Raw genomic sequence first — 25,497 nt, 5'->3', positions numbered from 1 at the left:
TTCGTTCATCAACGAGGACAGTCGGCAGGCGACAAGGTCCTTCTCAGAGCCCGATCTCTTTCGCGAACGGCGGGTTTGCCCCTGCCCGCGAGACGGTGACTGCCGCAGCCTTGGCGCCGAGTGCCAGAAGGGCCGCGATCTGATCCTCCGACAGGCTTGCGATCTGCGGCTTGGTAAGGAGGTTCTGCATTTTCAGGGATGCCAGCACACCGGCGTCGAACGTATCACCGGCACCGACCGTATCGACCACCGTCACCTTCTCGCTCGGCACGGTCACCTTGTGATTGGCGGTGTAGCCGACTGCACCATCGGCGCCGCGGGTCACGACGACGAGCTTTGCGCCGTGATGCAGCCAGTGGCGGGCAAGCGTGTCCTCATCGCCTTCAAGGCCGAACCAAGCGAGGTCCTCGTCGGAGAACTTGACGATATCAGACATCGCCGCCATGCGGTTGATGCGGGCGAGATGCGAGGCCTTGTCCTTGATAAAGCCGGGACGGATGTTCGGATCGAGAGAGATGACGCGCTTGCCCTGCTCGCGGGCCATCAGCGCTTCGTAGGTCGAGCCACAGGGTTCCGGGATGAGGCTGATCGCGCCGAAATGCAGGGCTTCGCAATCGTCGCCGATCGCTGGCAGGTCGGCCTCGGTGATCATGCGGCCGGCCGTGCCCTCGTCATAGAAGGCGTAGGTGGCATGGCCATCCACCAGCTTGACGAAGGCAATGGTGGACGGGCGGGCGGTGATGGCACAGTAGCTGAAATCGACATTGCTGCCGCGCAGCGTCTCGCGCAGCACATCGCCCATCATGTCGTCGGCAAGGCCTGTGAAGAAGCCCGTGTCCACGCCGAGGCGCCCGAGCGCGATGGCCGTATTGAAAATGGCGCCACCGGCATAGGGCGCAAAGCCCTTTTCGCCAAGCGTGGTTTCACGCGGAAGCATGTCGATAAGAGCTTCGCCGCAGCACAGGATCATGGATTTCCTCCCAAGGAATTTGCCTGTTTTCGACAGGAATAAGCGAGCTTTTGTCCGTTGACCAGAGCAAAAGCTCGCGTTCCGCGAATGCTTAGCGGGGCAGTTCGCTGATGCCGCCGTTGCGGGCCGACCATGCCAGCGGGGCATCCAGAAATGCCTCGACTTCCGACAGCGTGTTCTCGTCGAACAGCTTCTGGTCGCGGGCGACCGAAAGCACGTTGCGCCATGTGGCAATGTGGTGGAACTGCACCTTGCCATCGGCAAAACGCAGCGCGCCCTCGTCGAAGATACCGTAGTAGAACAGGGCCATGCCATGATCGACGACGCCGCCTGCAGCCCGGATGGCATCGATGAACTTGAACATCGAACCGCCGGCCGTGGTCAGATCCTCGATCACGAGGACGCGTGAACCTTCGGGCAGGTTACCCTCGATCTGGGCGTTGCGGCCATGGCCCTTGGGCTGCTTGCGCACATAGATCATCGGCAGCGCCAGGCGATCTGCCAGGAGGGCTGCGAATGGAATACCGGCTGTCTCGCCGCCTGCGATGCAATCGAACTTTTCAAAGCCGGCGTCACGCAGAAGCGTCGACACGGCGAAATCCATGATGGTGGAGCGGATGCGCGGGTAGGACAGCAGCTTGCGGCAATCGATATAGACCGGGCTCATCATGCCTGAGGCAAACTTGTAGTGCTTTTCGGCATTGAAATGCACCGCACCGATTTCCCACAGCATCTTGGCCATGAGTTCGGCCATAACGCTACGGTCCGGAAATGTGGTCTGAATCATGCGCCCGCTCCTTTGCTCGATTCATCGTGTCGCAAGTCCCTGCGGAAAGGCCGCATGACATTCTCGTCGGAACTGCATCTAGAAACCACGCGCCGCAATATCAGCAAGCGGGAGACCGCGCCAGCGCAAGGCGGGTACGATTTACTGAATTCAGGCGTTTTCAGGCGCTGGTGCGATTTTCGCCCGACGACACTGACCGCAGGTAGCCTGAGACCTGGACGCGGTCACGCCCGGCCCGCTTTGCTTCGTAAAGTGCCGCATCGGCGAGACTGAGCACAGTTTCGAAAAGCACGCCCGATTGGGAACCCACCGCGATTCCGGCGCTGACCGTGCAGCGCACGCGGTCAACCCCGACCGTGATGTCACGGGCACCGAAACGATTGCGGATATCGTTGGCGATCCGCTCGGCGCGCCCCGGCAGAACATTGTCGAGAAGGACGGCGAATTCCTCGCCGCCCAGTCGCGCGGTGTTGGGGCCCGGCGTTTCCACCAGCAGATCCTCGGCAAAGATCTTCAGCACTTCATCGCCGACCGCATGACCGTACTGGTCGTTGATTGTCTTGAAACGGTCGATGTCGAACACGATGACTGCGCTGGAGGTGCCCAGCATCCGACCGCCGTTGCGCTCGAACATGGCGCGGCGGTTCATCAGTCCGGTCAGCGCATCGGTCATTGCCTCGCGCCGATGCAGCGCTGCCATGCGCCACTGGTGAAGCGCCAGCGAGAGCGCGCCGATGCCTGTCATGCCGGCGATGCAGATGCCGATATTGAGCGTCTCGGCCCAGTTGTTCGGGGCGTGACCCAGCACCCACTGCTGGTTGGCAATGAGGACGGATGCACACAGAACGAAGGAAAATCCGCTCATCGCATAAAGGATGGCCATGCCGGTCAGCGGACCGGGCGCTTCGCTGCGCGCCAGCCAGTATTGCCATGCCGTACCGCCAAGAAGCAGCGCTGCTGCAATGTTCATCAGGATGAAGCCCAGCCCGTCGAGACCGCCGATCATCAGCGGCAGACCCGGGGCGATCGCCGCAAGCGCCAAAAGTGCGGCAAGCCGCCAGGGCCTTGCACCGGTGCGGAACTGCACGGAAGCACCGTATATCACGCTGAGGCCGGAGATCATGAACACGTATGCGACGGATGCGGTCAGGGTACCGGCTTCGGCCGTGTAGAAGCCATAGGCGAAGATGCCGGTTACCGTCATGCTCAATGCGATGACCAGCGTCAGCAGGAAAGAATCGGTCCGCCTTGAAAACCAGGTGCCGAACAAGGTCACCATCAGGCACGCGGCAGAAACGCCGAGCGCAAGCAGAAGAGATTTATAGTCTAGCGTCATGCCGGCAAACTCTTCGGTGATCGAAGTCAGGTAACGGGCGGAAAACTATCTCCCGTTTGTCTCCAAATTATTACCAAGCAACCGTCAAGCTTAAATTTCCTGCCAAATGCCGCTTAGGTTTCAACGACTTCCCAGTGCAGCGGAAACATCGGATCAAACACGGTGATGAGGCCAGCCCCCGTGTCCCGCTTGTCGGGGAAAGCAACCGGATCAGCCTGGCGAACCATCGAGATGCTTTCTTCGTTGGGCGCCAGACCATACCAAGCAGGGCCGTTCAGCGAGGTGAAGGCTTCGAGCTTGTCGAGCGCGTTATCCTGTTCGAACACATGGGCAAGGCAGCTCATGGTGTTGAGCGAGGTATAGATGCCGGCGCAACCGCAACCGCATTCCTTCAGCGGATCCACATGCGGCGCCGAATCGGTGCCGAGGAAGAAGCGGGCATCGCCGGAAGTCGCAGCGGCTCTCAGCGCCAGCCGATGGTTTTCGCGCTTGGCGACCGGCAGGCAGTAATAATGCGGGCGGATACCGCCCACCAGAAGCGCGTTGCGGTTGATGATCAGGTGATGCGTGGTGATCGTTCCAGCCAGATTGGAATCGGCCGACTTGATATAGTCGATGCCGTCGGCCGTGGTCACATGCTCCATCGTCACCTTCAGTTCCGGCAGGCGCTTGCGCAGCGGATCGAGAACGGTCTCGATGAAGACGGCTTCGCGGTCGAAGATATCGACGTCCGGCGTCGTGACTTCGCCGTGTACGCAAAGCGGCAGGCCGATCTTTGCCATGCGCTCCAGCGCCGGCATCGCCTTGTCGAAATCGCGCACGCCACCATGCGAGTTGGTGGTGGCACCGGCGGGGTAGAGTTTGACTGCGGTGATCAGGCCGCTGTTCTTGCCGTCTTCGAGATCATTGGGATCGGTCTGTTCCGTCAGGTACAGCGTCATCAGCGGTTCGAACCGGTCGCCCTTGGGCAATGCCGCCATGATCCGTTCGCGGTACGCTCTTGCGTCTGCGGTCGTTACGACCGGCGGGACCAGATTGGGCATAATGATCGCGCGCGCGAAATGCCGGCTGGTATCGCCGATCACCCCTTCGAGAACCGCGCCGTCGCGCAAATGCAGATGCCAGTCGTCGGGGCGGCGGATACTGATGGTATTCATGGGGCCTCTGGGCGGTTGTTGGCGCTGGAAGAGTTCATCCCCCTTAGCATCAACATTCCGCTCAAAACAATCACCGCGACAACAAACTGACGCGGACGATAGTGTGGAACCCCATCACTACACGCCCCGATTACACGCAAATGTGCACAGGCTGGATACCATTTATCAATGAAAGCTTAAGATCGGCAGGAACCAGTCCGCATTTCCGGCGTTCGTCCACCAATCGAACAGTTCTACCAGCCGGAGCGAGAAGATGAAATCCCTTAATTCGAAAGTCAACAGGGGATTGGCAATTGCAGCAGGCGCTGCCGCAGCTTTCTGTGCATTGACGGTTTCCCTGAGTGCCCAGGAGCGTTCCAACCTCCTCGTGACTGTAGCTCTTCAGACCGAGTGCGACCAGCTTGCCGGCAGCCCGTTCGACGAGCAGCGCAATGGTTCATTTGCTCCGGTCGATATCGCAAACATCGACGTGAAGGCCGTTGATGCGTGCCGCACCGCTTACGAGGCGACCGGCAACCCGCGTTTCGCCTATCAGCTGGGCCGCGCGCTCAACAATTCCGAACAGGCCGATCAGGCGATGACGGCTTATAATGTAGCTGCCGAAGCGAACTACCCTGCAGCCAAGGTTAACTTCGGCATGCTGATGGGCCGCTTGGGTGACGAGCAGCAGGAGTTCCGTCTCTATACCGAAGCCGCAAACGGCGGTAACCGGCTCGCAGCCTACAATCTTGGCGTCGCCTATCGCGATGGCCTGGGAACTCAGGTCGACGTCACCAAGGCGCTCACCTGGTTTGAAAAGGCAGCTGCTGAAGGCGACGATACCGCTGCGTTCAACATCGGCGCGATTTATGACGAAGGCACGATGTTGCCGGCCGACGATCAGACGGCGATCGCCTGGTACGATCTGGCTGCACAGCGCGGCAATACCGATGCGATGATCAACCTCGGCCTGATGTACGAAAGCGGCGAGGGCATTACGGCCGACGCGCAGAAGGCGGTCGACCTCTATCGCAAGGCTGCCGAGAAGGGCGACCTGTTCGGCGCACAGAAGGTCATGGAATTCCAGGAACTCGGCATGATCCCCGCTCAGCCGAAGCAGGACATGAACGAGGGTATGAACACGCTGGTTCTGAAGCAGGGCGACATTGAGACTCCTGCCAAGAACGGCAGAGATATCTAAGACCGTCGAGACGACGCAAGGCTCGCCAACGGCCTCCGCTTAGATCTCTCCGGCTGACGGACCCCAGACATCCGTCATCGCGAAACCATCGGCCAGTGGGTCGAACGGATCAAGCGCGATCTGGTGCAGACCAAATGTGAACCCGCGTCCCGCTATCGTCGGAATGATCGCAGGTTTACCGGCAACCGTCGTTTCGGCAGCCAATCCCACTTCGAACTGAGTGCCGATGATGGAGCGCGAGATGAAGCTGTCTCCGACCTTTGCCCTGCCGCGCGCGTGAAGCGTTGCGAGATTGGCCGAGTTGCCGGTGCCGCAGGGCGACCTATCTGCCCGGCCCGGCCACATGGTCGTGCAGGTTCTGACCGTGCCATCCGCCTCCGTATCGCGAAACATCACATAAGCAACCCCGGAAATTTCGGGAATTTCAGGGTGCACGACCTCGACCTGCCGGTTGACCAGATCCTTCAGGATCATGCCGGCCTTGACCAGTTCCGCGGCATTGCCCTTCTCGATCTTCAAGCCGATCTGATGGACGTCAACCAATGCATAGAAGATGCCGCCGTAGGACAGGTCGAGCGTGATATCTCCCCATTGCGGTGTGCTGATCGTCACATCAAGCTGATGGACGAAGGACGGCACCATGGTGAGCTTCACCTTCTCGCACCGTCCGTCCCGACAGGTAGCAATGGCCCTGACGAGGCCTGCAGCCGTTTCCAGCGTCACAACCGTCTCGGGCTCCTTCATCTCGACGATACCAGCTTCCAGAAGCGCGGTGGTGGCGCAGATAGAGTTGGACCCGGAACTGGCATGCGCCTGATCCGGCTGGAGAATCACAAAGGCTGCATCCGCATCCGGATGCTTCGCCGGCAGCAGCAGGTTGACGGAACCGATCGGGGCGCCACGCGGTTCCAGGCAGAGGAAGCGGCGCAGTTCGTGGCCCTTGGGATCGGAATTCAACCAGGCAAGCTGGGCTGCGACCGTATCGCCCGGGATCTTCGGGACGCCACCGATTGCGACCCGTCCGATCTCACCTTCGGCATGGACATCCAGCAACTGGATCGTACGTTTCCATCTCATGTTTCGCCCCTGACGCGCTTGAACCTGTTGCCGGATCTCACCGGCCTGATCTCTTTGAAACCGGCCTCAGCGAAGCCAGAGGTACCGGAAGCCCATGTTTCGGTCCGGCGCGCGATGATACGGAACGAGCCTTGTCCGGAAATCGGTGGCGGAAAGACCAGTCGCGCTTTCCAGCATTGCCGCATCGAGTTTCGGCTCGACAACGGCACCGTCTCCATCCGCCTCGATCACCAGGACCGGCGGCGCGAGATCCCGCATCGCGCGCTTGACTGATGCGCTGTCGATGTCGAACACCGGTACATCGGGAAACTGCATGCGGATATTGCCGGAAAGATGCATCCCGAGCGCCAGAATGGTTGCCGGGCGATCCTCGGTGCGGATCTGCTTTGCCAGGTCAGCAAACGGCATATTGATACGGCCCGGAGGTCCAAGCAGGCCTGCCGTCAGAACCTTTGCCGGCCCCGGTACCAGCACGACCACCATGATCACCAGAAACACGGGGACCAGCCGTTTGAAACCCAAACCAAGGTCGGCCCCGGCGCGATCGAATTTCAGCAGCAGATACAACGGCAACGCCAGCAGATAAGGGTCGAGCCAGCGCTCGGTGATCCGTGTCGTTCCAGCCACGAGGACGACCGCAACCACGCCGACCAGCGAGAACAGCATGATGCGGCCAAACAGCGTGGTCCAGCGATCCCCTGCCCTGACCGCCCGTTTGACCGACGACTTGAATGCAAGTGCCAGCACGACGACAGCCAGTGCGCCGAAGGCGAGGCAGGCGACGAGGAGCGATCCGAGCGCCTTGGTGACGCGGAAAATACCCTGCGGCGCATCCGACTCAACCATTTTGCCGAGCGTGCCACGCGTTGCGAGATCGAGATTGCCGAGAAGCCAGACCGCGTGCGGCAGGACGATGGCAATGCAGATGACGGCGGCGAGCAGCATGCGCGGATCAAGAAGACGCGCGCGCCAGTCCCGATCGAGCGCAACCGCCACAATGGTCGCGGCCGGAAGGATGACGAAATTGTACTTCGAGATCGTACCGATCCCGATCGCAATGCCGATGATCGCATATCCCTGCCAGTCAGGACGCACCAGCGTGCGGCAAAGACCGTAGAAAAACAGGGAGGTCGCCATCAGGAGCGCGATCGTGTGGGTAAGATCCTGCTGCGGCATGAAGGAAACCTGCGGCAGCAGCGTCAGGCTGAGCATGGCAAGGCCGGCAAAGCTGCGGCTGACCTGCAGTTCCCGCGCGGCAAGGCCCATGAACAGATAGACCAGGAACAGCATTCCAAACCGGGGCAGCGCCAGCGACAGCAGCGAGATGTCGAGCGCGCCAACGAACAGGTTCTGTACCCAGTTGTAGAAAGGCGGCTGCGGTCCGTAGCCGAGCAGCCAGAACTGCGAGTTGAGCGACTGCTCAGCCTCGTCGAGCGTCAACGAATTGGGAAGCGACACGCGAATGGCGATGCTGAGTATGAAGTAGATGCCGAACAACACCGCGACCGGCTTCACACCACCGGAAAGAAAGCCGGAGATGCCCCCACTAGCGCCGGAGCCACCGTCTCTCGATGACAGCATGTTTGCCTTCTGCATGGTTCTCGCTCCGAATTGACGGAACAGCAGGTCGCATATCCCCTATCGACAAATCAACAAAAATGATTGCCGGCGGACCGAGAGTTGAGAGAACATTTTTGGGAAGAAGAGAATGGCGCACCCGAAGAGATTCGAACTCCTGACCCCCAGATTCGTAGTCTGGTGCTCTATCCAGCTGAGCTACGGGTGCGTCTGCAAGCAGTGTGTTTTGCTTGCGTGGCGATCCTCTAAATGCTGCGGCAAAGGATTGCAAGCGATTTTCGGTCAGCGACTGTCATTTTCATGTCAAATAGTTCGCAAGCCCCTGAATTTGCGTGATTTTGCGATCAGGCGCGGGCGCGGTAGTCGTCCAGCGATACGGGACGGTCGGGAATTTCGATGCGGAACTGAGTACCCTCGGTCGGCTTTTCCACCAGCGCAATCGTGCCGCCATGGGCAAGGACAAGCTCGCGTGCGATCACCAAGCCAAGACCGGTGCCGCCGGACCGGGCCGAACCGCGGAAGGCCGAGAACAGGTTCTCGCGGGCCTTACGGGGCATGCCGGGTCCGGTGTCGTCAATCATGATGCTGACGACGCTGCCGACCCTGTGGGCTGACACCGTGATGCGGCGCGCAATCGACTTGTCGTCCGGCTCGAACGTCACCAGCGCCTGCAGCGCGTTGCGGCAGAGGTTGTGGATCACCCGGAAGATCTGTTCGCTGTCGCAATCGACCTCGAGATCGACGGCGATCTGATCGTGAAATTCGATGCCGGCATCAGGATCGATGGCCAGGATGTCGCGGACTTCCTGGAAAAGTTCGGCGAGAAGAATCCTGCGTCGCTTCGGCGCGGCTTCCGAGGCCTGCCCGTAAGCCAGCACTTCGGTCGTGTAGCCGACGGCGCGGTCGATCGTGCGCAACAGTTTTGGTGCGAAGCTGCGCACCATCGGATCTTCGACATCGGTCAGGCGGTCCGACATCAGCTGCGCTGACGCAAGGATGTTGCGCATGTCGTGGTTGATCTTGGAGACGGCGAGACCGAGATCGGCCAGGTTGCGCTGTTGTTTCAGCGTCCGCTGCAGCTCCGTCTGCATGGCCGACAAATGCCGGCCGGCAACGGCGAGCTCGCCACGAGACCGGTCGGCAGTAAACACACGCGCAGGATCTTCCGGCTGCTCAGAAAATTTCTGCATGCTTTTCGTCAGGCGCCGGATCGGCAGGATCATCATGCGGTTGATGGCGAGGAAGATAAGAACTGCCGTGATGATCGAAATCAGCAGCGACAGGAGAAACATCATCTTCGCGTATTTGAGCATATCCTTGCGCAGAGCATCATCGGTCATGACCAGTTCGATGATCATGTCGCTTTCGCCGATCGGGCCGTAGATGCGCATGACGCGTCCGCCGCCCAAAAACAGCGTGTCCAGCGCGTCGCGCATCGTCACCAGAAGCGGCGTATCGGTCAGATCATACTGCTCGTCGATCTGCGGCGGCACATCGACTGCTGCCAGCAGGCGCGAGGTCCCGTCCTTGCGCAGCGCAATCACCTTGGTTCCGGTGGCAAGAAGCGTGTCGTCCTGTACGGCGCGGGGCAGTTCCGCCGGCTGAAGTCCGTCGATGACGATTCCGGCCGCAGCGGCAGTATCCAGCCGGTCACGCAGCCAGTTCATCCGCATGCCGGCAACAGACGGCATGAAGATCAGGATTTCGGCCAGCATCACGAAGACGATCGTCAGCCAGAGAAGACGACCGGAGAGCCCACGGAAAAGCTGCGGCATCTGCTCGGCAGACGCCCTGGAGGCTGTTCCGGTCTGCGCCGATTGCTCCTGCTTTGGAGTTTCGGCCGCATCATCCATGTGGCTCGTCATCGTTATCTCGCCTGTCCAGCCGTTCGGTGGTGGCTGCAATCATCTGCATATTCTAGCTTTCTGGCGCATTTTTTCCACCCCCCAACCGGAAGTCGGCCTTGGAGCGTTTCCTGGGCTAGATTGAAGCACGACAGAACCGACAAAAACAAAGGGCCCGGATGGACGATACCACCTGGGCCCCTGTTCGCTTGCACGGGTGGTCCGGCTCAGAATTCTTCCCAGTCCGTGCTTGCCGACGGCGCCGCTGCCGCAGCGGCGGATCCGCCGCCAAAGGCGCGGGCGATCGATTTGGTCATGGTCTTGACCGGGGACACGCGGGGCGCCGGTGTTCTTGCAGTGGCAGAACCGAAAGCGACCGCGACGGGCGCACGATGACCCGACGATTCGCCGTCGATCCGGAACTTGGATACGAGTGCGAAAAGATTGTCCGCTTCACCGGAAAGCCTCGAGGTCGCGGCGGATGTTTCTTCCACCATCGCGGCATTTTGCTGCGTCACCTGATCCATCTGGTTGATGGCGCTGTTGATCTCCGCCAAGCCGGTCGCCTGCTCGCGCGATGCAACCGCGATCGAGTTGATGTGATCGTTGATGCTGATGACGCGGGATTCAATGTCGGACAGGGCATGGCCGGTGTTCTGGACGAGACGCACGCCGGCCGCTACTTCGTCACCGGACTTGCCGATCAGCGCCTTGATATCCTTGGCCGCACTGGCAGACCGCTGCGCCAGTTCGCGCACTTCCTGTGCGACGACGGCAAATCCCTTGCCGGCTTCGCCCGCACGAGCTGCCTCGACACCGGCGTTGAGCGCCAGGAGGTTGGTCTGGAAGGCGATCTCGTCGATGACGTTGGTAATCTGGGCAATCTCGCGCGATGCCTGCTCGATACGGCCCATGGCGTCGACGGCGCTGCGCACCACCTCACCGGACTGCACGGCACTTGTCTTGGCTTCGCTCACCATCACGGTCGCCTCGGTGGCGCGCTCTGTCGAGGTCTTCACGACAGCTGTGATCTCGTCGAGTGCCGCCGAGGTTTCTTCCAGAGCTGCTGCCTGCTGCTCGGTGCGCTTGGAGAGATCGTTGACGGCGGAGCTGAGTTCGGATGCCCCGTCGTTCATCGCGCCGGTTCCGGCACGGATGTTGCGCATGGTGCCACGCAGCGTGTCCATCGTCGCATTGACGTTCTGCTGCAGTTCGGCAAAGGCGCCCTTGAAATGGCCGGCCATGCTGTCGTCGAACTTGCCTTCCGCCAAGCTGCCGATGACACGGCGCGTTTCCGCCACGCCTGCATCGACACTTGAGACAAGCTGATCGACATTGCGTGCGAACCGGTCGAGGTTTTCATCGCCCCACTGCTTGTCGATGCGCCGCGAAAAATCACCTTCGACCGCTGCGCCGACGACGTTGGCCATGCGCGCCTGGAGATCGTCGTTCTTCGATCGCATCTCTGCTTCGGCACCGCTCATCCGCGCCACCTCGAGGCCGTTCTTCTTGAACACGCCGACAGCCTCCGCCATGTCTCCGATTTCGTCGGCACGACCGGCAAAGGGCACAGCTGCAGCGTAGTCGCCGGTGGCCAGGCACTTCATCGAAGACGTAAGCTCGAGAATCGGCTGGCTTATCTGCTTGCGACCGAGCGAAATGCCGAATGCCAGACCACCCATCACACCCAGCAGGGTAGCGCCGAGCACGCTGTAGAAGATCATGTCGCCAAAGCCGTCGATTTCGGCGCTGAGCTTGTCCATCGCCGCCTGGTCGATCTTGACGATTGCGTCGATCTGCTCCTGGTAAGCCTTGCGGTTGGCGCGATTGGCGTCGTTATTGCCCTGAACGTTGGCGGCCTGTGGCCCTTCGGCCTGGCCGAGACGCGCAGTCTCGGAGCGGAAGGCCTTAAATTCCTGGAAGCGCGCGACGAGCTTGTCGAAGATTTCCTTCTCCTCCGCCGGGACGGTCGGCCCCCAAGCGGCGATGAGCTTCTCGATTTCGGCAAGCGATTTCATGATACCATCGCCGAACGGCTTGGCGCTTGCTGCGTCCTTGGCTGCATAGACGCCCCGCGCATCCATAACAACGGCCGTCACCATGCGGTTAAGATGCTCACCCTGGTACACGCGCTGCGCAACAGCAGCATAGTCTCTGGTCTGCTGATTGTATTTCTGGACTGCGAAGAGCGATATGCCACCGATGACACAGGTTACAACGCTCATCACACCAACGAGCATGTTGATCTTGGCTCTTATCTTCACAATGCATTCCCCCGAAGCGACAAATTGAAAAATGCGGAGGGCCCTAAACCCCTACATCTTGATGGTGCGAGAAATAGCACTGAGAGATTAACATTTGTTGATGATCAAAAGCTCAATTAGTGAGCGCCTGCCTAGTCTAGCGCTGCCTCGCAACTGACTGAAGTCTCCCGAATCCACGAAAATACATGGGGTCTACTCCGGGAAAGCACGGTTTTCATCCGTCAGGCTTACAGGACATGGAAAGCCCGTGTGGACACAAGCGTTAACGCGACATCCAGAATCCAGCCAGTTTCATCAGACACTTGCCCGGAACCGAGCGCAATCGCGGTGCTGCGATTGACTTTTCGCGCCTCTTCCCCTTATAAGCCGCGCACGTTCACAAGGCTCACAGTCGCACTGCGGCCGGCGCCCGAACGTTTCCTAAACGCTCTTGCTTTTAACGAAGCAAACTTCAAGAAGGGCCGCACACCGCGGTATTAAAAAAATGAAGCGTACCTACCAGCCGTCCAAGCTTGTTCGCAAGCGTCGTCACGGCTTCCGCGCCCGTATGGCAACCAAGGGTGGCCAGAAGGTTCTTGCCGCTCGCCGCTCACGTGGCCGCGCTCGTCTCTCGGCTTAACGCCGGGATGCCCGGATAGCGGGCGATGACGACCGAACCTACGAACAAGAAGACTGCCGGGCGGCTGAAAAGCCGGCCGCAGTTCCTTGCCGTGCGAAAGGGTGAAACCCGACGCGGCCGGACTTTCCTTCTGGAAGTCCTTGATCGACATCAGCCGGACGAAGCGCCGCGGGTCGGATTTACTGTTACCAAGAAGCATGGCAACGCGGTTGAACGAAACCGCATGCGCCGCCGCCTGAAAGAGGCGGTTCGGCACTCAGCCGCATTTGCAATGAAGAACGGACACGACTATGTCATTGTCGCGCGGAGGGAGGTCCTCAAGACCCCGTTTGCAGACATGACGGCACAGCTCATCGAGCGCATCGAAAGCCTGCCGAAATCGAAGCGGTCCGAGGAGACCCTTTCCAGGAAAGCATGATGGAAAAAAACCGCAATTACTTCATCGCGATCGCACTTTCTGTGATGATCGTCCTTGCCTGGCAGTTCCTCTATATGAACCCGAGGATGGAAGCTCAGCAGCGCGCCGACGAAGCACGGCTTGCGCAGCAGCAGCAGACCACCGAGCAGGCCGGACAGAACTTCACGCCGGAAAGCCCGGGCGCTGCAACCTCGACCGGCAACCTTCCTGGCGCAAACCAGGCGCAGGCGACGGCTACCCGCGAAGAGGCGCTTGCAAAGTCTCCGCGCGTTGCGATCGAGACCGCGGCCGTTTCCGGCTCCATCAACCTGGTCGGCGCTCGCTTCGACGATCTGAAGCTTCGCGAATATCATGAGACGGTCGACGACAAGAGCCCGATCATCACGCTATTCTCCCCGGCCGATACCAGAGACGGCTATTTCACCGAGCTTGGCTACATCGGCAGCGACACCAGCGGCACCGTACCCGGTTCCGGCACGCGGTGGACGCTTGCTGGCGGCGACCGGCTGACGCGCGAAACGCCGGTGACGCTGTCGTTCACGAACGACAAGGGCATCGTCTTCAACCGCACCATCGCGATCGACGAACACTACATGATCACGGTCAACGACAAGATCGACAACCCGACCCAAGAGCCGGTTTCGATCTCCTCCTATGGCCGCGTGACCCGTTACAACAAGCCGGCAACGCCGTCCGTCTGGGTCATCCACGAAGGCTTCATCGGCGTTCTCGGTGCCGACGGCAGCCTCAGCGAACATACCTATCACAATATCGAGGAAGAGGCTGTTGCCAACACGAAGGCGACCGGCGGCTGGCTCGGCATTACCGACAAATACTGGGCGTCGACGATCGTGCCGCCACAGGCGATGCCGTTCGAATCCCGCTTCACGCATTTCACCGACGGCCAGCCGCGTTACCAGGCGGATTACAAGGGCGACGCGCTTTCGATCGCTCCCGGCCAGTCGACAGAGCTGAAGAGCCTCGTGTTTGCCGGCGCCAAGGAAGTTCCGCTGATCGACCAGTATGTCGAGCAGCTCAAGATCCCGCATTTCGATCTGGTGATCGACTGGGGCTGGTTCTACTTCATCACCAAGCCAATGTTCAAACTGATGGACTTCTTCTTCCGTCACGTGGGCAATTTCGGCGTGGCAATCCTTTTGACAACCGTCGTCGTCAAGCTGCTCTTCTTCCCGCTGGCGAGCAAGCAGTATGCCTCCATGGCCAACATGAAGCGCATGCAGCCGCGGATGGAAGAGCTGAAGGCCAAGCACGGTGATGACCGCATGGCCCTTCAGCAGGCGATGATGGCGCTCTACAAGGAAGAAAAGATCAACCCGATCGCCGGTTGCTGGCCGGTGGTGCTGCAGATCCCTGTCTTCTTTGCGCTCTACAAGGTGATCTATACCACCATCGAAATGCGGCATGCGCCGTTCTTCGGCTGGATCCAGGACCTTTCCGCGCCGGACCCGACATCGCTGTTCAACCTGTTCGGTCTTCTGCCTTACGACGTCCCGCATTTCTTGATGATCGGCGTCTGGCCTATCATCATGGGCATCACGATGTTCATCCAGATGCGCATGAACCCGACGCCGCCGGATCCGACACAGGCGATGATCTTTACCTGGATGCCGCTGGTCTTCACCTACATGCTGGCGTCCTTCCCGGCCGGTCTCGTGATCTACTGGGCATGGAACAACACGCTTTCGGTGTCGCAGCAGGCCCTGATCATGAAGCGCCACGGCGCCAAGATCGAGCTGTTCGACAACATGAAGGGGCTGTTCAAACGAAAGCCCGCGGCGTCCAAATAGCTATTCTTCAGAAACCCCGGTTCGCCGGGGTTTTTCTTTGGCCGATTGAAAGCCTAGCGAGCGGAAAGCGACATTGGCTGGCGTGGGTGGATCAGTCCCGCCTTTAGGCCGGCGCTAGGTTGCCCGAGGCAAGTTCCGCAAGCAGAGTAGAACATGCTGACGCTGGAATTGCTCCAGCAACCGGAACAGTCCCATGCCCGCGCCCTTCCCGCCGCCCACCCCACCGGGTCCACCCTTGGCCGGCACGATCCCCGCGAGCCTTCCCGGCTCGGAATACCGTATCGGCGCCCTGCTCGTCTTCGGCTCTGCTTTTGCCTGGAGTTTCGGCGGTGCGATCGCCCGCTTTCTCGATATCCCCGACAGCTGGACGATCGTGTTCTGGCGCAGCCTGTTCGGCACCCTGTTCCTGCTCGCCTTCATGCTGCTGCGCGACGGGCCGCGCGGCACGGTGGCGCTGTTTCGCAGCATGGGCTGGCCGGGCCTTTCGGTCGGCCTCTGCTTCATGGTGGCGTCCACCTGCTTCATCATATCGATCCAGTATACGACCGTCGCCAATGTGGTGCTGCTCGGTGCCGGTGTGCCGCTGTTTGCGGCGCTGATGGTCTGGCTGTTTTACGGCGAGCGCATATCGGGCGTTACCTGGCTTGCGATCGGCACCGTGATCGTCGGTGTCGGCATCATGGTATCGTCCTCGTTTACCGGAAAGGTCTCGCCGCTCGGAGACGGTCTGGCGCTGATCATTCCGCTGGTGTTTGCGCTGGCGACCGTCATCACCCGCCGTTACCCGCATGTGCGGATGACACCCGCCACCTGCTTCGGATGCTTTGCAGCCGGCATGATCGCGCTGACGATGTCTTCGAACCTCGCGGTCACCCCGGGCGAACTCGGTATTCTCTTCATCTTCGGTGCGCTCAATCTCGGGCTCGGCATGGCACTGTTCGTCACCGGTGCGCGGCTTATCCCCTCAGCGCTGGCTGCCCTGCTCGGCACTGGTGAAACCGTTCTCGGGCCCGTCTGGGTCGCCGTGATCCACGGCGAGATCCCGGCACCGCGCACGATCGCGGGAGGGGTGCTGATCCTTGCGGCGCTCCTCACCCATCTGACCTTCGAGTTTCGCCGGCAGAAGCGACAGAACCGGTCGAACGCTTGACATATGGGGTTAAAACCCGGAAGCGATGTCCTTGAATTGAAGACAGGACGACGAGACCATGGCCGCAGACCATAATTCCGAGGAAAAGACGCTGTTCGGCCGCGCGTGGATCTTTATCCGCGGCGTGCCCTCGATGGAGTTTCTGCCACCGGAAGGACCGCTTGAGATCGCCTTTGCCGGACGCTCGAATGTCGGCAAGTCCTCGCTGATCAATGCGCTCGTGGGCTACAAGGGGCTGGCGCGCACATCCAACACGCCGGGCCGCACACAGGAACTGAACTATTTCGTGCCCGACGGCTATTCCGGCCAGGCAGGTGACCTGCCGCCGATGGCGCTGGTTGACATGCCCGGCTACGGCTATGCGCAGGCGCCGAAAGAAAACGTCGATGCCTGGACGAAGCTTGTGTTCGATTACCTGCGGGGCCGCGCCACGCTGCAGCGCGTCTATGTGCTGATCGACAGCCGCCACGGCATCAAGAAGAACGACGAGGACGTGCTCGACCTGCTCGACAAGGCCGCCGTCTCCTATCAGATCGTCTTGACCAAGACGGACAAGATCAAGGATCCTGCGGTTCCGAGGCTGATTGCCGAGACGCTCGAAAAGATCCGCAAGCGGCCCGCTGCCTATCCGGAAGTGCTGTCGACATCGTCTGAGAAAGGCCGCGGCCTGGACGAGCTGCGCGCTGAGATAATGAAGACCATCGGCCGGTAAATCTCCCGAAACGCAAAAATCCGGCCGCCTGTGACAGGCGACCGGATCTCTATGCGAGGCTTCGACCTGCTTTGGTCAGCCGTTACATCTTCGGCAGCAGAACCTTGTCGATGACGTGAATGACGCCGTTCGACTGCTTGACGTCGGCGATCGTCACAGTGGCTACACCACCGGTTTCGTCGGTGAGCGTGATCTTGCCCATGCTTTCCTTGGCCTTCAGAACGCAGCCGCCGACGGTCTTGACGTCATGCGTGCCCTTGTCGTCCTTGATCATCTTTTCGATCGCGGTCGACATGGCGTTCGCGGCCACCACGTGGCAGGTAAGGATCTTGGTCAGCTGCGCCTTGTTTTCGGGCTTCAGCAGGGTTTCGACAGTGCCCTTCGGCAGCGCAGCGAAGGCTTCGTTGGTGGGCGCGAACACGGTGAACGGACCTTTGCCCTGCAGGGTCTCGACGAGGCCCGCAGCCTTCACGGCGGCGACCAATGTCGTGTGATCCTTGGAGTTCATGGCATTCTCGACGATGTTCTTGTCTTCATACATGGCAGCGCCACCGACCTTCGGGTTTGCGGCGTAGGCGCCGGCAACGGAGGCGGACAGGATTGCGGCGCATGCGGCAAGGCGGATTGCGGATTTAAACATTGTTCTCTTCCTCTCTACAGCCTGAACGACCCCGGCGCTGAAGGCGCCTCCCAGGTCCGGCTTTCCCTCTGTGGGGACATGGCTAGAGACGAGAGGAAAGCGGGAAGAGTTTCAAAGGCTGGCGACGCGAAGACAGAAATCCGCTATGCCTCTGATTTAGCATCCCTTAATTAAAGATCCCGGATTTTACCGACGGCGAGAACCGGCCCGGTCCGGTGACCGGTCGGCGAGCCGCCCAATGGTTCAAGGCTGACGGCGAAGGACGCGCCGTTCTCGACACGCTTGCGATGCCCGGCCGGCACTTCGATCGTGTCGCTGCCGCTTTCCGGCAGGATACCGAGCGAGATTGCCTCTTCACCGCTGCCGGGGACAAGCCACAGTTCGAGCGAGCGGCGTTCCGCCGTCGTTGCGGCAACGGGCGTCAGCTGCAAGCGACCGCTGGCACCGTCATACCGCGCCCTCAGGCCGAACGCATTGCCCTCGCCGCTCATCTCGGCGACCAGTTGCTTGCCCGGCGCAGAGCCACCCACAGATCCGCCGATCCAGCCCGTCGACAAGGACGCGTATGTCACCAAAAGGGCAATCGAGGCGAATGACAGGCCGCGCCACAAAAGCAGCGAGTTCCACCATCCACCGCGTGCCAGCTCGTTTCCGAAACCGTTCTGGGCAAAGACGCGCTTTTCGATCCTGGCGTAAACGCCTTTCGGCGGACGTTCCTCGCCGTATTCCGCATCGAGGTCGGAAGACAGGTTTTCCTGCCAGCGCATCACCATGGCCGCAAAGGCCGCATCACGGACGATGCGATCCTCGACGCGGCGGCGCTGGTCAAGCGGCAGGACCCCGAGCACATATTCGCCAGCCAGAAGCTGGTCGCGGGAGCGATCGTTTTCGCTTTGGTCTGGTGTCGTCATCGGTCCAGGCACTCCCTCAGCTTGAGAAGGCTGCGCCTCAGCCAGGTTCGCATCGTATTCAGCGGCACGCCATGGCGTTCCGCCAGTTCCTGATAGGTCAGGCCTTCGACATAGGCGCTTTTGACGGCACCTGCGCGGTCAGGATCGAGCTCCTGCATGCAGCTGTCAATGCGCCTTCCTTCACCGCGCATCACCGACGCCTCCTCCGGATCAGGACCGAGGTCGGCGATATCCGTCCTGTCTTCCAGAGCGTCCGTGACGGGCCGGCGGGCGCGAAGGCGATCGATCGAATGGTTTCGGGCGATCGCGACGAGCCAACCGGCTGCGCTTGTTCCCGAAGGGGCAAACCGATCGGCTCTCTGCCAAATCCGCACGAAAATCTCCTGCAGGGCATCTTCCGATTCGGCCCTATCCTTCAGGATACGCAAGCAGACTGCGAATAGTTTCGGCGAAACGCCGGAATAAAGCTTCGTGAATGCCGTCCGGTCGCGCAGGCCTACGCGGCCGATCAACTCGGCAATCTCGCGATCACTCACCAAAACCAAAGCCTCCCCGTGCGCCATCGAACGCGACGCATCGCCGCCACATACATGTCCGACAGTAATTTTGCTCATGAATTATTTGATCTGTCAAAAACATGCGTTAAAAGGCCCCACACATTTTCCCAGAGGTATTTCCATGACGGCTTCGGAAAGCGAACTTCAGGCACAACTTCTGGCACAGGCGCTGCCCTATATGCAGCGCTACGAGAACAAGACGATCGTCGTGAAATACGGCGGCCATGCGATGGGCGATATGGCTCTGGGCAAGGCGTTTGCGGCGGATATCGCGCTTCTCAAGCAGTCCGGCGTCAACCCGATCGTCGTTCACGGCGGCGGCCCGCAGATCGGCGCGATGCTGACCAAGATGGGCATCGAATCGAAATTCGAGGGCGGGCTCCGCGTCACCGACGCAAAGACGGTCGAGATCGTCGAAATGGTTCTTGCCGGATCGATCAACAAGGAAATCGTCGCGCTGATCAACCAGACCGGCGAATGGGCGATCGGTCTCTGCGGCAAGGACGGCAACATGGTGTTTGCCGAAAAGGCCAAGAAGACCATCATAGATCCCGACAGCCACATCGAGCGCGTGCTCGACCTCGGCTTCGTCGGTGAGGTTGTCGAAGTTGACCGGACGCTGCTCGACCTGCTTGCCAAGTCCGAGATGATCCCGGTCATCGCCCCGGTCGCTCCCGGCCGCGACGGCGCGACCTACAACATCAATGCCGATACGTTTGCTGGCGCCATTGCCGGCGCGCTGCATGCCACCCGCCTGCTGTTCCTCACGGACGTTCCGGGCGTTCTCGACCGCGACAAGAACCTGATCAAGGAACTGACCGTCGCGCAGGCGCAGGCGCTGATCAAGGACGGCACGATTTCCGGCGGCATGATCCCCAAGGTCGAAACCTGCATCGAGGCGATCCGCGCGGGCGTTCAGGGCGTCGTCATCCTCAATGGCAAGACCGCGCACTCGGTGCTGCTCGAGATCTTCACCGAACACGGTGCGGGCACGCTGATCGTTCCCTGATCAGCAGCAAGAGCTCGGCCTTCAGGACATCAGAAGGCCGAGGATACCGCAGACGATCAGCAGGCATCCCGACAGTTCCATGCGGTTCAGCCGTTCGTGGAACAAGAAATAGGACGAGGCGAAGGTGAAGATCAGCTCGATCTGTCCGAGCGCCTTCACATAGGCCACCTGCTGCAACGTCATCGCCGTGAACCAGCAGGCGGAGCCGACCACGCCAGCGAGCCCCACAAGCGCCGAGGAGCGCCAGGTGCGTACGACCTGGACGATTTCGCGTTTGTCCTTCCACAGCATCCAGATCAGCATGAAGACGGTCTGGAATATCGTGACGCAGGTCAGCGTGACGGCGGCCTGCATGATCGAATTGGGTCCGTTCAGCGACAGCGAGGCGGAGCGGAAGGAAATCGAGGCGATGGCAAAGAGGCCGCCCGAGGCCATGCCGATCAGAGCGATCCTGCCGACCATGGCAGTGCCGAGGTTGCGCCAGGAAATCGGGAGATTGGCCATCGAGATCAGCATCACCCCGACCACCCCGACGATGATCGCCACTATTCCGCCGCTGGTCAGTTTATCGCCCAGAATGATGAAGCCGAAGATTGCCGCCTGCACCGGCTCGGTCTTCGAATAGGCGGTGCCGACCGCAAAATTCCTCAGCGAAAACAGATAGACCAGAAGCATGGTCGCGAGAATCTGCGCGAGCCCGCCGAGCACGACCCAGAATACGAACTCGAGATCCGGGCTGGGCAACGCATAGCCGACACCGAAATGCAGAACGAGCACGTAGATGACGGCGAGCGGAAATCCGTAGCCGAAGCGCACGAAGCTTGCGCCGCGGGTGCCGAGCGAGCCTTGCAGATGCTTCTGAAGCGCTGACCGCAGGTTCTGGCAAAAGGCGGCAGCGATGGTGATGGGGATCCAAAGTTCCATCGCAAGGCGGTATCACGCGGCCCGATCATCGGCCAAGGTCGGCAAGGCCCGTAAATGTTCGTCGAAGCGGATTTTCTTCTCATCCAAACGCTGGCATAACACGGCCATGGACAAGACGCCGAAGACTGCCCCTGACGCCGCCGATTTCGCAGACATCCGTGACTGGGTTTTCGATCTCGACAACACGCTCTACCCGCATCACGTCAATCTGTTTTCGCAGATCGACAAGAACATGACGGCCTATGTGCAGGAACTGCTGCAGCTGGAGCATGACGAGGCCAAGCGGCTGCAGAAGCAGTATTATCACGAGCACGGCACGACGCTGCAGGGCCTGATGCTCAACCACGGCATCGATCCGGATGGGTTTCTCGACCGGGCGCATGCGATCGACTATTCGACACTGTCGCCGCATCCGGAACTGGGCGAGGCAATCCGGGCGCTTCCCGGCCGCAAGTTCATCTTTACCAATGGAAGCGTTCCTCATGCGCAGGCGGCTGCCCGCGCGCTTGGAATTCTCGACGATTTCGACGACATCTTCGATATCGTTGCCGCCGGTTACCTGCCCAAGCCCGCCGGCGAAACCTACGACAAGTTTGCCAGCCTCCACACGGTCGACATGAAGAACGCTGTCATGTTCGAGGACTTGCCGCGCAACCTCGTCGTTCCGAAAGCGCTCGGCATGCGCACGGTGCTGCTGGTGCCACGCGATCTCGATACGGTGGTCATCGAGCGCTGGGAAAAAATTTCAGACGAGGACGATCACATCGACTACGTCACCGACGATCTCACCGCATTCCTGTCAGGCCTCAAATTCGCGTAGGCCGCGCCTTACCAAAAGTTCATCTACATTACAGATGTTTAAGTGGTTTTGACCAGTTGCCGATCCTATCTTCAGGCTATCGAAGCAACCGGAAAGGACCACTCGATGATCGCGAAGAAGATAGTTTTGGCAAGCCTGAGCGCTGCTCTTATCGCTGGCGCAGCCATCCCCGCCTTCGCTGCACCAGGCCCTGACGGACCACGCCATCATGAAGGTCGGCGCGGAGGCCCTGACGGCGGCCCGCATGGCGGTCCACGCGCTGCGATGATGCAGGATGTAATGTTCGTTCGCCTTCTCAAGCAGGCGGATACGAACAAGGACGGCAAGATTTCCAAGGAAGAGCTGACCGCTCGCCAGGAAGCGCTTTTCGCCGAGATCGACCTCAACAAGGACGGGTCCATAACCCGCGGTGAAATGGTTGATTTCCGTGACAACAAGATGGCCGAGTTCCGCAAGAACAACCCGCCGCCGACGCCTGAAGAGGCTGAGGACGAAGGCCCGGATGCAGACGGCCCGATGGCAGAAGGACCCGAGGGTGAAGGCCCTAAGGCTGAGGGCCCCAAGGCTGACGGACCACGTGCCGACCGCGAACAGGCCCGTGACCGCCACCACGACCGGCATGAGCGCCGGGAAGTTCGCCGAGATCGCGGTCCTAGGGGTGGACCTGGCGACGGTATGATGGGCCCCGGCATGTTCCGCATGATCGACGAGAACCGCGATCGCAAGATCAGCAAGGAAGAAGCCGCTGCTGCCACCGAAAAGCTGTTCGCCCGCATGGACACGAACAAGGACGGACAGATCACGATCGACGACCTGCCGGACCGCCCCCTCTAGTTCTACGCCCCCCTGAACTAGACTGGTAGTCGTCTGATGGACCCGCCTTCCCTTCCGGGAGGCGGGTCCAGTCGTTTCAACTGTCCGAAACTTTTCAGAGCCGCGCCTCGACGGCTGATACCTCAGGGATAGACGGCTGGGCGCCTCTTTCGAGGCAGGCAAGCGAGCCCGCAACGGCTGCCCGTCGCAGGGCATCTGCAAAGCCTATCCTCTGATCGAGACTTGCAGCCAGATAGCCGCAGAACGTATCGCCGGCACCCACCGTGTCGACGGGCTCTATCTTCAGGCCCTTGGCCGACAGGATTTCACCATCAAGCATGGCAACGACCCCTTCGCCACCGAGCGTGACCACGAACGTCTGGCCGGTCTCACTGTGAAGGCGGCGCAAAACTTCTTCGCGCGCTTGGGCGTCGATGATCGTGCAACCTGCGAGAAGCTCGAATTCGGTCTCGTTGGCGACGACGATATCGGCAAGGCCGGATAGTCGCACCGCATCGGCCGTCAGCGGCGCAGTGTTGATCATCGTCCGGATGCCCTTCGCCTTTGCTGCACGGAGTGCGGCCTCGACGGCTGCCGGCGGGATCTCGAGCTGCAGCATCAACGTGTCTGATGGAGACATGGCCTCCACCGCGCCCTGCGCCTGCGCCTCGCCGATCGTGCCATTGGCACCGGGCACGACGGCGATCATGTTCTCGCCGCTGTCATCGCCGACCAGTATCAGTGCTGTGCCAGTCGAAATACTTGTCCGCGTGACCGCTGAAAGATCGGTTCCGGATGCCTGGAGCAAAGCCAGCGCCGGGTCTGCAAAGCCATCGTCTCCGACTGCGCCGACCATGCGCACGTCGCTGCCTGCGCGGCGGGCGGCCAGTGCCTGGTTGGCACCCTTGCCGCCGGAGGCCGTCGCAAAGGTCGAACCCACAACCGTTTCGCCCGGCCCCGGCAACCGCTCCGTCGTTGCGATAAGATCCATGTTGATGGAGCCGAAGACGGTGATCATGCTGTGCCTGCCTGTTTTGTGAAATGCGGGCTGACACTGCCCGAGAGAATCAGTCCTCGTCAACTACCCTCAAGCGCAGCGAACCGGTGCGGCTCTCGACTGCGCCGGATGCCGGAACTGCGGGGGTTGGTCCAGCGTGGGGTATCGGGGCGGCCACTGGTGCTTCCAGTTCGAGCGCTTCGATCCTTGCACCGCGCCGGCCGAGCTTTTCGGTCGACGTCACGATCTGCTCGACGTCCTTCTGGGCTGCGAAGAAATGCGATTGCAGCTTACGGGTCCGCTCGTCGAGGCGACCGAGATCCTCCATCAGCAAGGCCACCTCGCCCTGGATCAGATGCGCCTGTTCGCGCATGCGCTGATCCTTCAGCACCGCCTGGATAACCTGGATCGACAGCATCAGCAGCGACGGAGAGACGATGACGATGCGGGCGCGCTGCGCCTTCTGGATCACGCTCTCGAAATGCTCGTGGATCTCGGCAAAGATCGATTCCGACGGCACGAAGAGAAAAGCGGTGTCCTGCGTTTCGCCGGCAATCAGGTATTTCTCCGAGACATCGCGGATATGGACTTCCATGTCCCGACGAAACTGTTGCGATGCGGCCCGGCGCGCTTCGGGTGCGGCCGATTCGCGAAAGGCATTCCAGGCCTCCAGCGGAAATTTCGCGTCGATGACCAGCGGTGGCAAACCGTTCGGCATGCGGATCACGCAGTCTGGTCTCGACCCGTTCGACAGGGTCTTCTGGAATTCGAAGGCACCCATCGGCAGGCCGTCGGAAACAATCGCCTCCATCCGGCCCTGACCGAAGGCGCCGCGCGTCTGCTTGTTGGAAAGGATCGCCTGCAGCCCCACGACATCCTTGGCAAGGCTCTGGATATTGTTCTGGGCCGCGTCGATGACGGCCAGACGCTCCTGCAGCTGGCGCAGGTTGTCATGGGTGGATCTGGTCTGCTCGGTAATGGTTGCGCCGATCCGGTGGGTCATGCCATCGAGCCGCTGGCCGACGACCTGGCTGAGCTCGACCTGGCGGGCGGCAAGCGTTTCGCCCATCGCCGAAAGCCTGCCCTGCATTTCCCCCTGCATCCGCATCAACTCGCCCATGCGGGCCTCGGCGTCTTCCGCCTGACGGCCGCTGCCTCCGGAAAGGCGCATGAGAAACAACATGAGAAGCATGCCGAAGATGCACGAAGCAGCCATTAGCACCATCGGGTGCTGGCTCTCCAGAAAACGGGAAATCTCGGGGAACAGGTCATTCATGGCGGCAAGCTAGCAGAAAACCGCGGATTGGAAAGATCAAAACGGGAACATTGATCGAAAACGGCGATCCGGGGCTGTTCCATCGGCGAAAAAGATAGGTTATGGGATCGCCATGACGATCAAGCCGCTTATCATTCTCCCCGATCCGCTCCTGCGTCAGGTGTCCAAGCCTTTCGAACGGGTGGACGATGCTCTTTTGAAGCTCGCGGACGACATGCTGGAAACCATGTACGACGCTCCGGGCATCGGCCTTGCCGGGATCCAGATCGGCGTTGCCCGCCGCATTCTCGTGGTCGACGTGTCGCGCGAGGAAGACGAGAAGAACCCGATCGTCGTGATCAATCCGGAGATTATCCGCTCATCGGACGAGCGATCGGTGTATGAGGAAGGCTGCCTTTCCATCCCGGAATACTATGCCGAGGTGGAGCGCCCGGCCTCCGTGACGGTCAAGCATATCGGTCGCGACGGCAAGGAACACGTGATCGAGGCCGATGGCCTGCTCGCCACCTGCCTTCAGCACGAGATCGACCATCTGGACGGCGTGCTGTTCATCGACCATATATCGCGGCTGAAGCGCGAAATGGTGGTCAAGAGGTTCACCAAGGCTGCCAAGGCAAAGGCGGTCTAGCGATCGCTTGCAGGCACTCTCG

Annotated in this window: 24 protein-coding genes and 1 tRNA gene; 10 read left to right on the top strand and 15 right to left on the bottom strand. The window is 60.6% G+C overall.

Annotation, left to right across the window (positions count from 1 at the left end; genetic code table 11):
* Positions 1-43 precede the first annotated feature (43 nt).
* The 4 genes from G6K99_RS01765 to pyrC all read right to left on the bottom strand — a co-directional run bounded on the left by G6K99_RS01765 (position 44) and on the right by pyrC (position 4,250).
* Positions 44-970, bottom strand: coding sequence for a carbohydrate kinase (locus G6K99_RS01765; RefSeq protein WP_174195539.1), 927 nt, complete (start codon positions 968-970; stop codon positions 44-46).
* 91 nt (positions 971-1,061) lie between these two features.
* On the bottom strand, positions 1,062-1,757 hold the full coding sequence (locus tag G6K99_RS01760) for an orotate phosphoribosyltransferase (RefSeq protein ID WP_062453965.1): 696 nt from the start codon (positions 1,755-1,757) through the stop codon (positions 1,062-1,064).
* 160 nt (positions 1,758-1,917) lie between these two features.
* Positions 1,918-3,093: a diguanylate cyclase gene (locus tag G6K99_RS01755; RefSeq protein ID WP_174195538.1), complete on the bottom strand. Its 1,176-nt coding sequence runs from the start codon at positions 3,091-3,093 to the stop codon at positions 1,918-1,920.
* A gap of 113 nt (positions 3,094-3,206) precedes the next feature.
* The gene (gene pyrC, locus G6K99_RS01750; protein WP_174195537.1) at positions 3,207-4,250 is read right to left on the bottom strand and encodes a dihydroorotase; all 1,044 of its coding nucleotides are present in this window, start codon (positions 4,248-4,250) and stop codon (positions 3,207-3,209) included.
* 253 nt (positions 4,251-4,503) lie between these two features.
* On the opposite strand from pyrC, the gene G6K99_RS01745 reads away from it, so the two are divergent.
* Positions 4,504-5,430, top strand: coding sequence for a tetratricopeptide repeat protein (locus G6K99_RS01745; RefSeq protein WP_082471820.1), 927 nt, complete (start codon positions 4,504-4,506; stop codon positions 5,428-5,430).
* Positions 5,431-5,469: 39 nt separating this feature from the next.
* Here G6K99_RS01745 and G6K99_RS01740 read toward each other — a convergent pair whose 3' ends face one another.
* The 5 genes from G6K99_RS01740 to G6K99_RS01720 form a co-directional block, all read right to left on the bottom strand.
* On the bottom strand, positions 5,470-6,507 hold the full coding sequence (locus tag G6K99_RS01740; RefSeq protein WP_113109420.1) for a 4-hydroxyproline epimerase: 1,038 nt from the start codon (positions 6,505-6,507) through the stop codon (positions 5,470-5,472).
* Between the two features lie 66 nt (positions 6,508-6,573).
* The gene (locus G6K99_RS01735; protein WP_244631338.1) at positions 6,574-8,103 is read right to left on the bottom strand and encodes a glycosyltransferase family 39 protein; all 1,530 of its coding nucleotides are present in this window, start codon (positions 8,101-8,103) and stop codon (positions 6,574-6,576) included.
* Between the two features lie 113 nt (positions 8,104-8,216).
* A tRNA-Arg gene (locus G6K99_RS01730) sits at positions 8,217-8,293 on the bottom strand.
* Positions 8,294-8,429: 136 nt separating this feature from the next.
* Positions 8,430-9,938, bottom strand: a complete 1,509-nt coding sequence (locus G6K99_RS01725; RefSeq protein ID WP_113109678.1) for a HAMP domain-containing sensor histidine kinase — start codon at positions 9,936-9,938, stop codon at positions 8,430-8,432.
* A gap of 218 nt (positions 9,939-10,156) precedes the next feature.
* Complete coding sequence (locus tag G6K99_RS01720) at positions 10,157-12,193, bottom strand: methyl-accepting chemotaxis protein (RefSeq protein ID WP_174195536.1); 2,037 nt, start codon at positions 12,191-12,193, stop codon at positions 10,157-10,159.
* Between the two features lie 484 nt (positions 12,194-12,677).
* On the opposite strand from G6K99_RS01720, the gene rpmH reads away from it, so the two are divergent.
* The 5 genes from rpmH (at position 12,678) to yihA (ending at position 16,900) form a co-directional block, all read left to right on the top strand.
* On the top strand, positions 12,678-12,812 hold the full coding sequence (gene rpmH, locus G6K99_RS01715) for a 50S ribosomal protein L34 (RefSeq protein WP_062578914.1): 135 nt from the start codon (positions 12,678-12,680) through the stop codon (positions 12,810-12,812).
* A 25-nt stretch (positions 12,813-12,837) separates the two neighbouring features.
* Positions 12,838-13,230, top strand: coding sequence for a ribonuclease P protein component (gene rnpA, locus G6K99_RS01710; protein ID WP_062453971.1), 393 nt, complete (start codon positions 12,838-12,840; stop codon positions 13,228-13,230).
* The gene (gene yidC, locus G6K99_RS01705; protein WP_062453972.1) at positions 13,230-15,038 is read left to right on the top strand and encodes a membrane protein insertase YidC; all 1,809 of its coding nucleotides are present in this window, start codon (positions 13,230-13,232) and stop codon (positions 15,036-15,038) included. The genes rnpA and yidC overlap by 1 nt, the downstream gene beginning before the upstream one ends.
* Before the next feature lie 193 nt (positions 15,039-15,231).
* The gene (locus G6K99_RS01700) at positions 15,232-16,188 is read left to right on the top strand and encodes a DMT family transporter (protein ID WP_174195535.1); all 957 of its coding nucleotides are present in this window, start codon (positions 15,232-15,234) and stop codon (positions 16,186-16,188) included.
* A 58-nt stretch (positions 16,189-16,246) separates the two neighbouring features.
* Positions 16,247-16,900 (top strand): ribosome biogenesis GTP-binding protein YihA/YsxC, encoded by a 654-nt coding sequence (gene yihA, locus G6K99_RS01695; RefSeq protein ID WP_062453973.1) that lies wholly within the window; start codon positions 16,247-16,249, stop codon positions 16,898-16,900.
* 82 nt (positions 16,901-16,982) lie between these two features.
* Here yihA and G6K99_RS01690 read toward each other — a convergent pair whose 3' ends face one another.
* The 3 genes from G6K99_RS01690 to G6K99_RS01680 all read right to left on the bottom strand — a co-directional run bounded on the left by G6K99_RS01690 (position 16,983) and on the right by G6K99_RS01680 (position 18,987).
* Positions 16,983-17,540: a fasciclin domain-containing protein gene (locus G6K99_RS01690; RefSeq protein ID WP_062453974.1), complete on the bottom strand. Its 558-nt coding sequence runs from the start codon at positions 17,538-17,540 to the stop codon at positions 16,983-16,985.
* Between the two features lie 170 nt (positions 17,541-17,710).
* On the bottom strand, positions 17,711-18,451 hold the full coding sequence (locus G6K99_RS01685; protein ID WP_174195534.1) for an anti-sigma factor domain-containing protein: 741 nt from the start codon (positions 18,449-18,451) through the stop codon (positions 17,711-17,713).
* Entirely contained in the window at positions 18,448-18,987 is a 540-nt protein-coding gene (locus G6K99_RS01680; RefSeq protein WP_062454914.1) for a sigma-70 family RNA polymerase sigma factor, read from the bottom strand. The genes G6K99_RS01685 and G6K99_RS01680 overlap by 4 nt, the downstream gene beginning before the upstream one ends.
* A 142-nt stretch (positions 18,988-19,129) precedes the next feature.
* On the opposite strand from G6K99_RS01680, the gene argB reads away from it, so the two are divergent.
* The gene (argB, locus tag G6K99_RS01675) at positions 19,130-20,017 is read left to right on the top strand and encodes an acetylglutamate kinase (RefSeq protein ID WP_062578904.1); all 888 of its coding nucleotides are present in this window, start codon (positions 19,130-19,132) and stop codon (positions 20,015-20,017) included.
* Positions 20,018-20,038: 21 nt separating this feature from the next.
* On the opposite strand, the gene G6K99_RS01670 is transcribed toward argB, so the two are convergent.
* Positions 20,039-20,941 (bottom strand): EamA family transporter, encoded by a 903-nt coding sequence (locus tag G6K99_RS01670; RefSeq protein ID WP_174195533.1) that lies wholly within the window; start codon positions 20,939-20,941, stop codon positions 20,039-20,041.
* A 106-nt stretch (positions 20,942-21,047) separates the two neighbouring features.
* Between G6K99_RS01670 and G6K99_RS01665 the strand changes: the two genes are divergently transcribed.
* Together G6K99_RS01665 and G6K99_RS01660 are read left to right on the top strand one after the other, a co-directional pair.
* Positions 21,048-21,761: a pyrimidine 5'-nucleotidase gene (locus G6K99_RS01665; RefSeq protein WP_174195532.1), complete on the top strand. Its 714-nt coding sequence runs from the start codon at positions 21,048-21,050 to the stop codon at positions 21,759-21,761.
* Positions 21,762-22,025: 264 nt separating this feature from the next.
* Entirely contained in the window at positions 22,026-22,595 is a 570-nt protein-coding gene (locus G6K99_RS01660; protein ID WP_371816131.1) for a hypothetical protein, read from the top strand.
* Positions 22,596-22,689: 94 nt separating this feature from the next.
* Here G6K99_RS01660 and G6K99_RS01655 read toward each other — a convergent pair whose 3' ends face one another.
* Both G6K99_RS01655 and G6K99_RS01650 read right to left on the bottom strand, forming a co-directional pair.
* The gene (locus G6K99_RS01655; RefSeq protein ID WP_174195530.1) at positions 22,690-23,592 is read right to left on the bottom strand and encodes a ribokinase; all 903 of its coding nucleotides are present in this window, start codon (positions 23,590-23,592) and stop codon (positions 22,690-22,692) included.
* Positions 23,593-23,641: 49 nt separating this feature from the next.
* Complete coding sequence (locus G6K99_RS01650; protein WP_371816130.1) at positions 23,642-24,796, bottom strand: DNA recombination protein RmuC; 1,155 nt, start codon at positions 24,794-24,796, stop codon at positions 23,642-23,644.
* A 163-nt stretch (positions 24,797-24,959) separates the two neighbouring features.
* Between G6K99_RS01650 and def the strand changes: the two genes are divergently transcribed.
* Positions 24,960-25,475: a peptide deformylase gene (gene def, locus G6K99_RS01645; protein ID WP_062578892.1), complete on the top strand. Its 516-nt coding sequence runs from the start codon at positions 24,960-24,962 to the stop codon at positions 25,473-25,475.
* Positions 25,476-25,497: the final 22 nt, after the last annotated feature.

Origin of the sequence: Neorhizobium sp. AL 9.2.2 (assembly GCF_013317225.1) — a bacterium.
Lineage (GTDB): Bacteria > Pseudomonadota > Alphaproteobacteria > Rhizobiales > Rhizobiaceae > Neorhizobium > Neorhizobium soli.
This window is presented reverse-complemented; position numbering and strand designations above follow the sequence as displayed.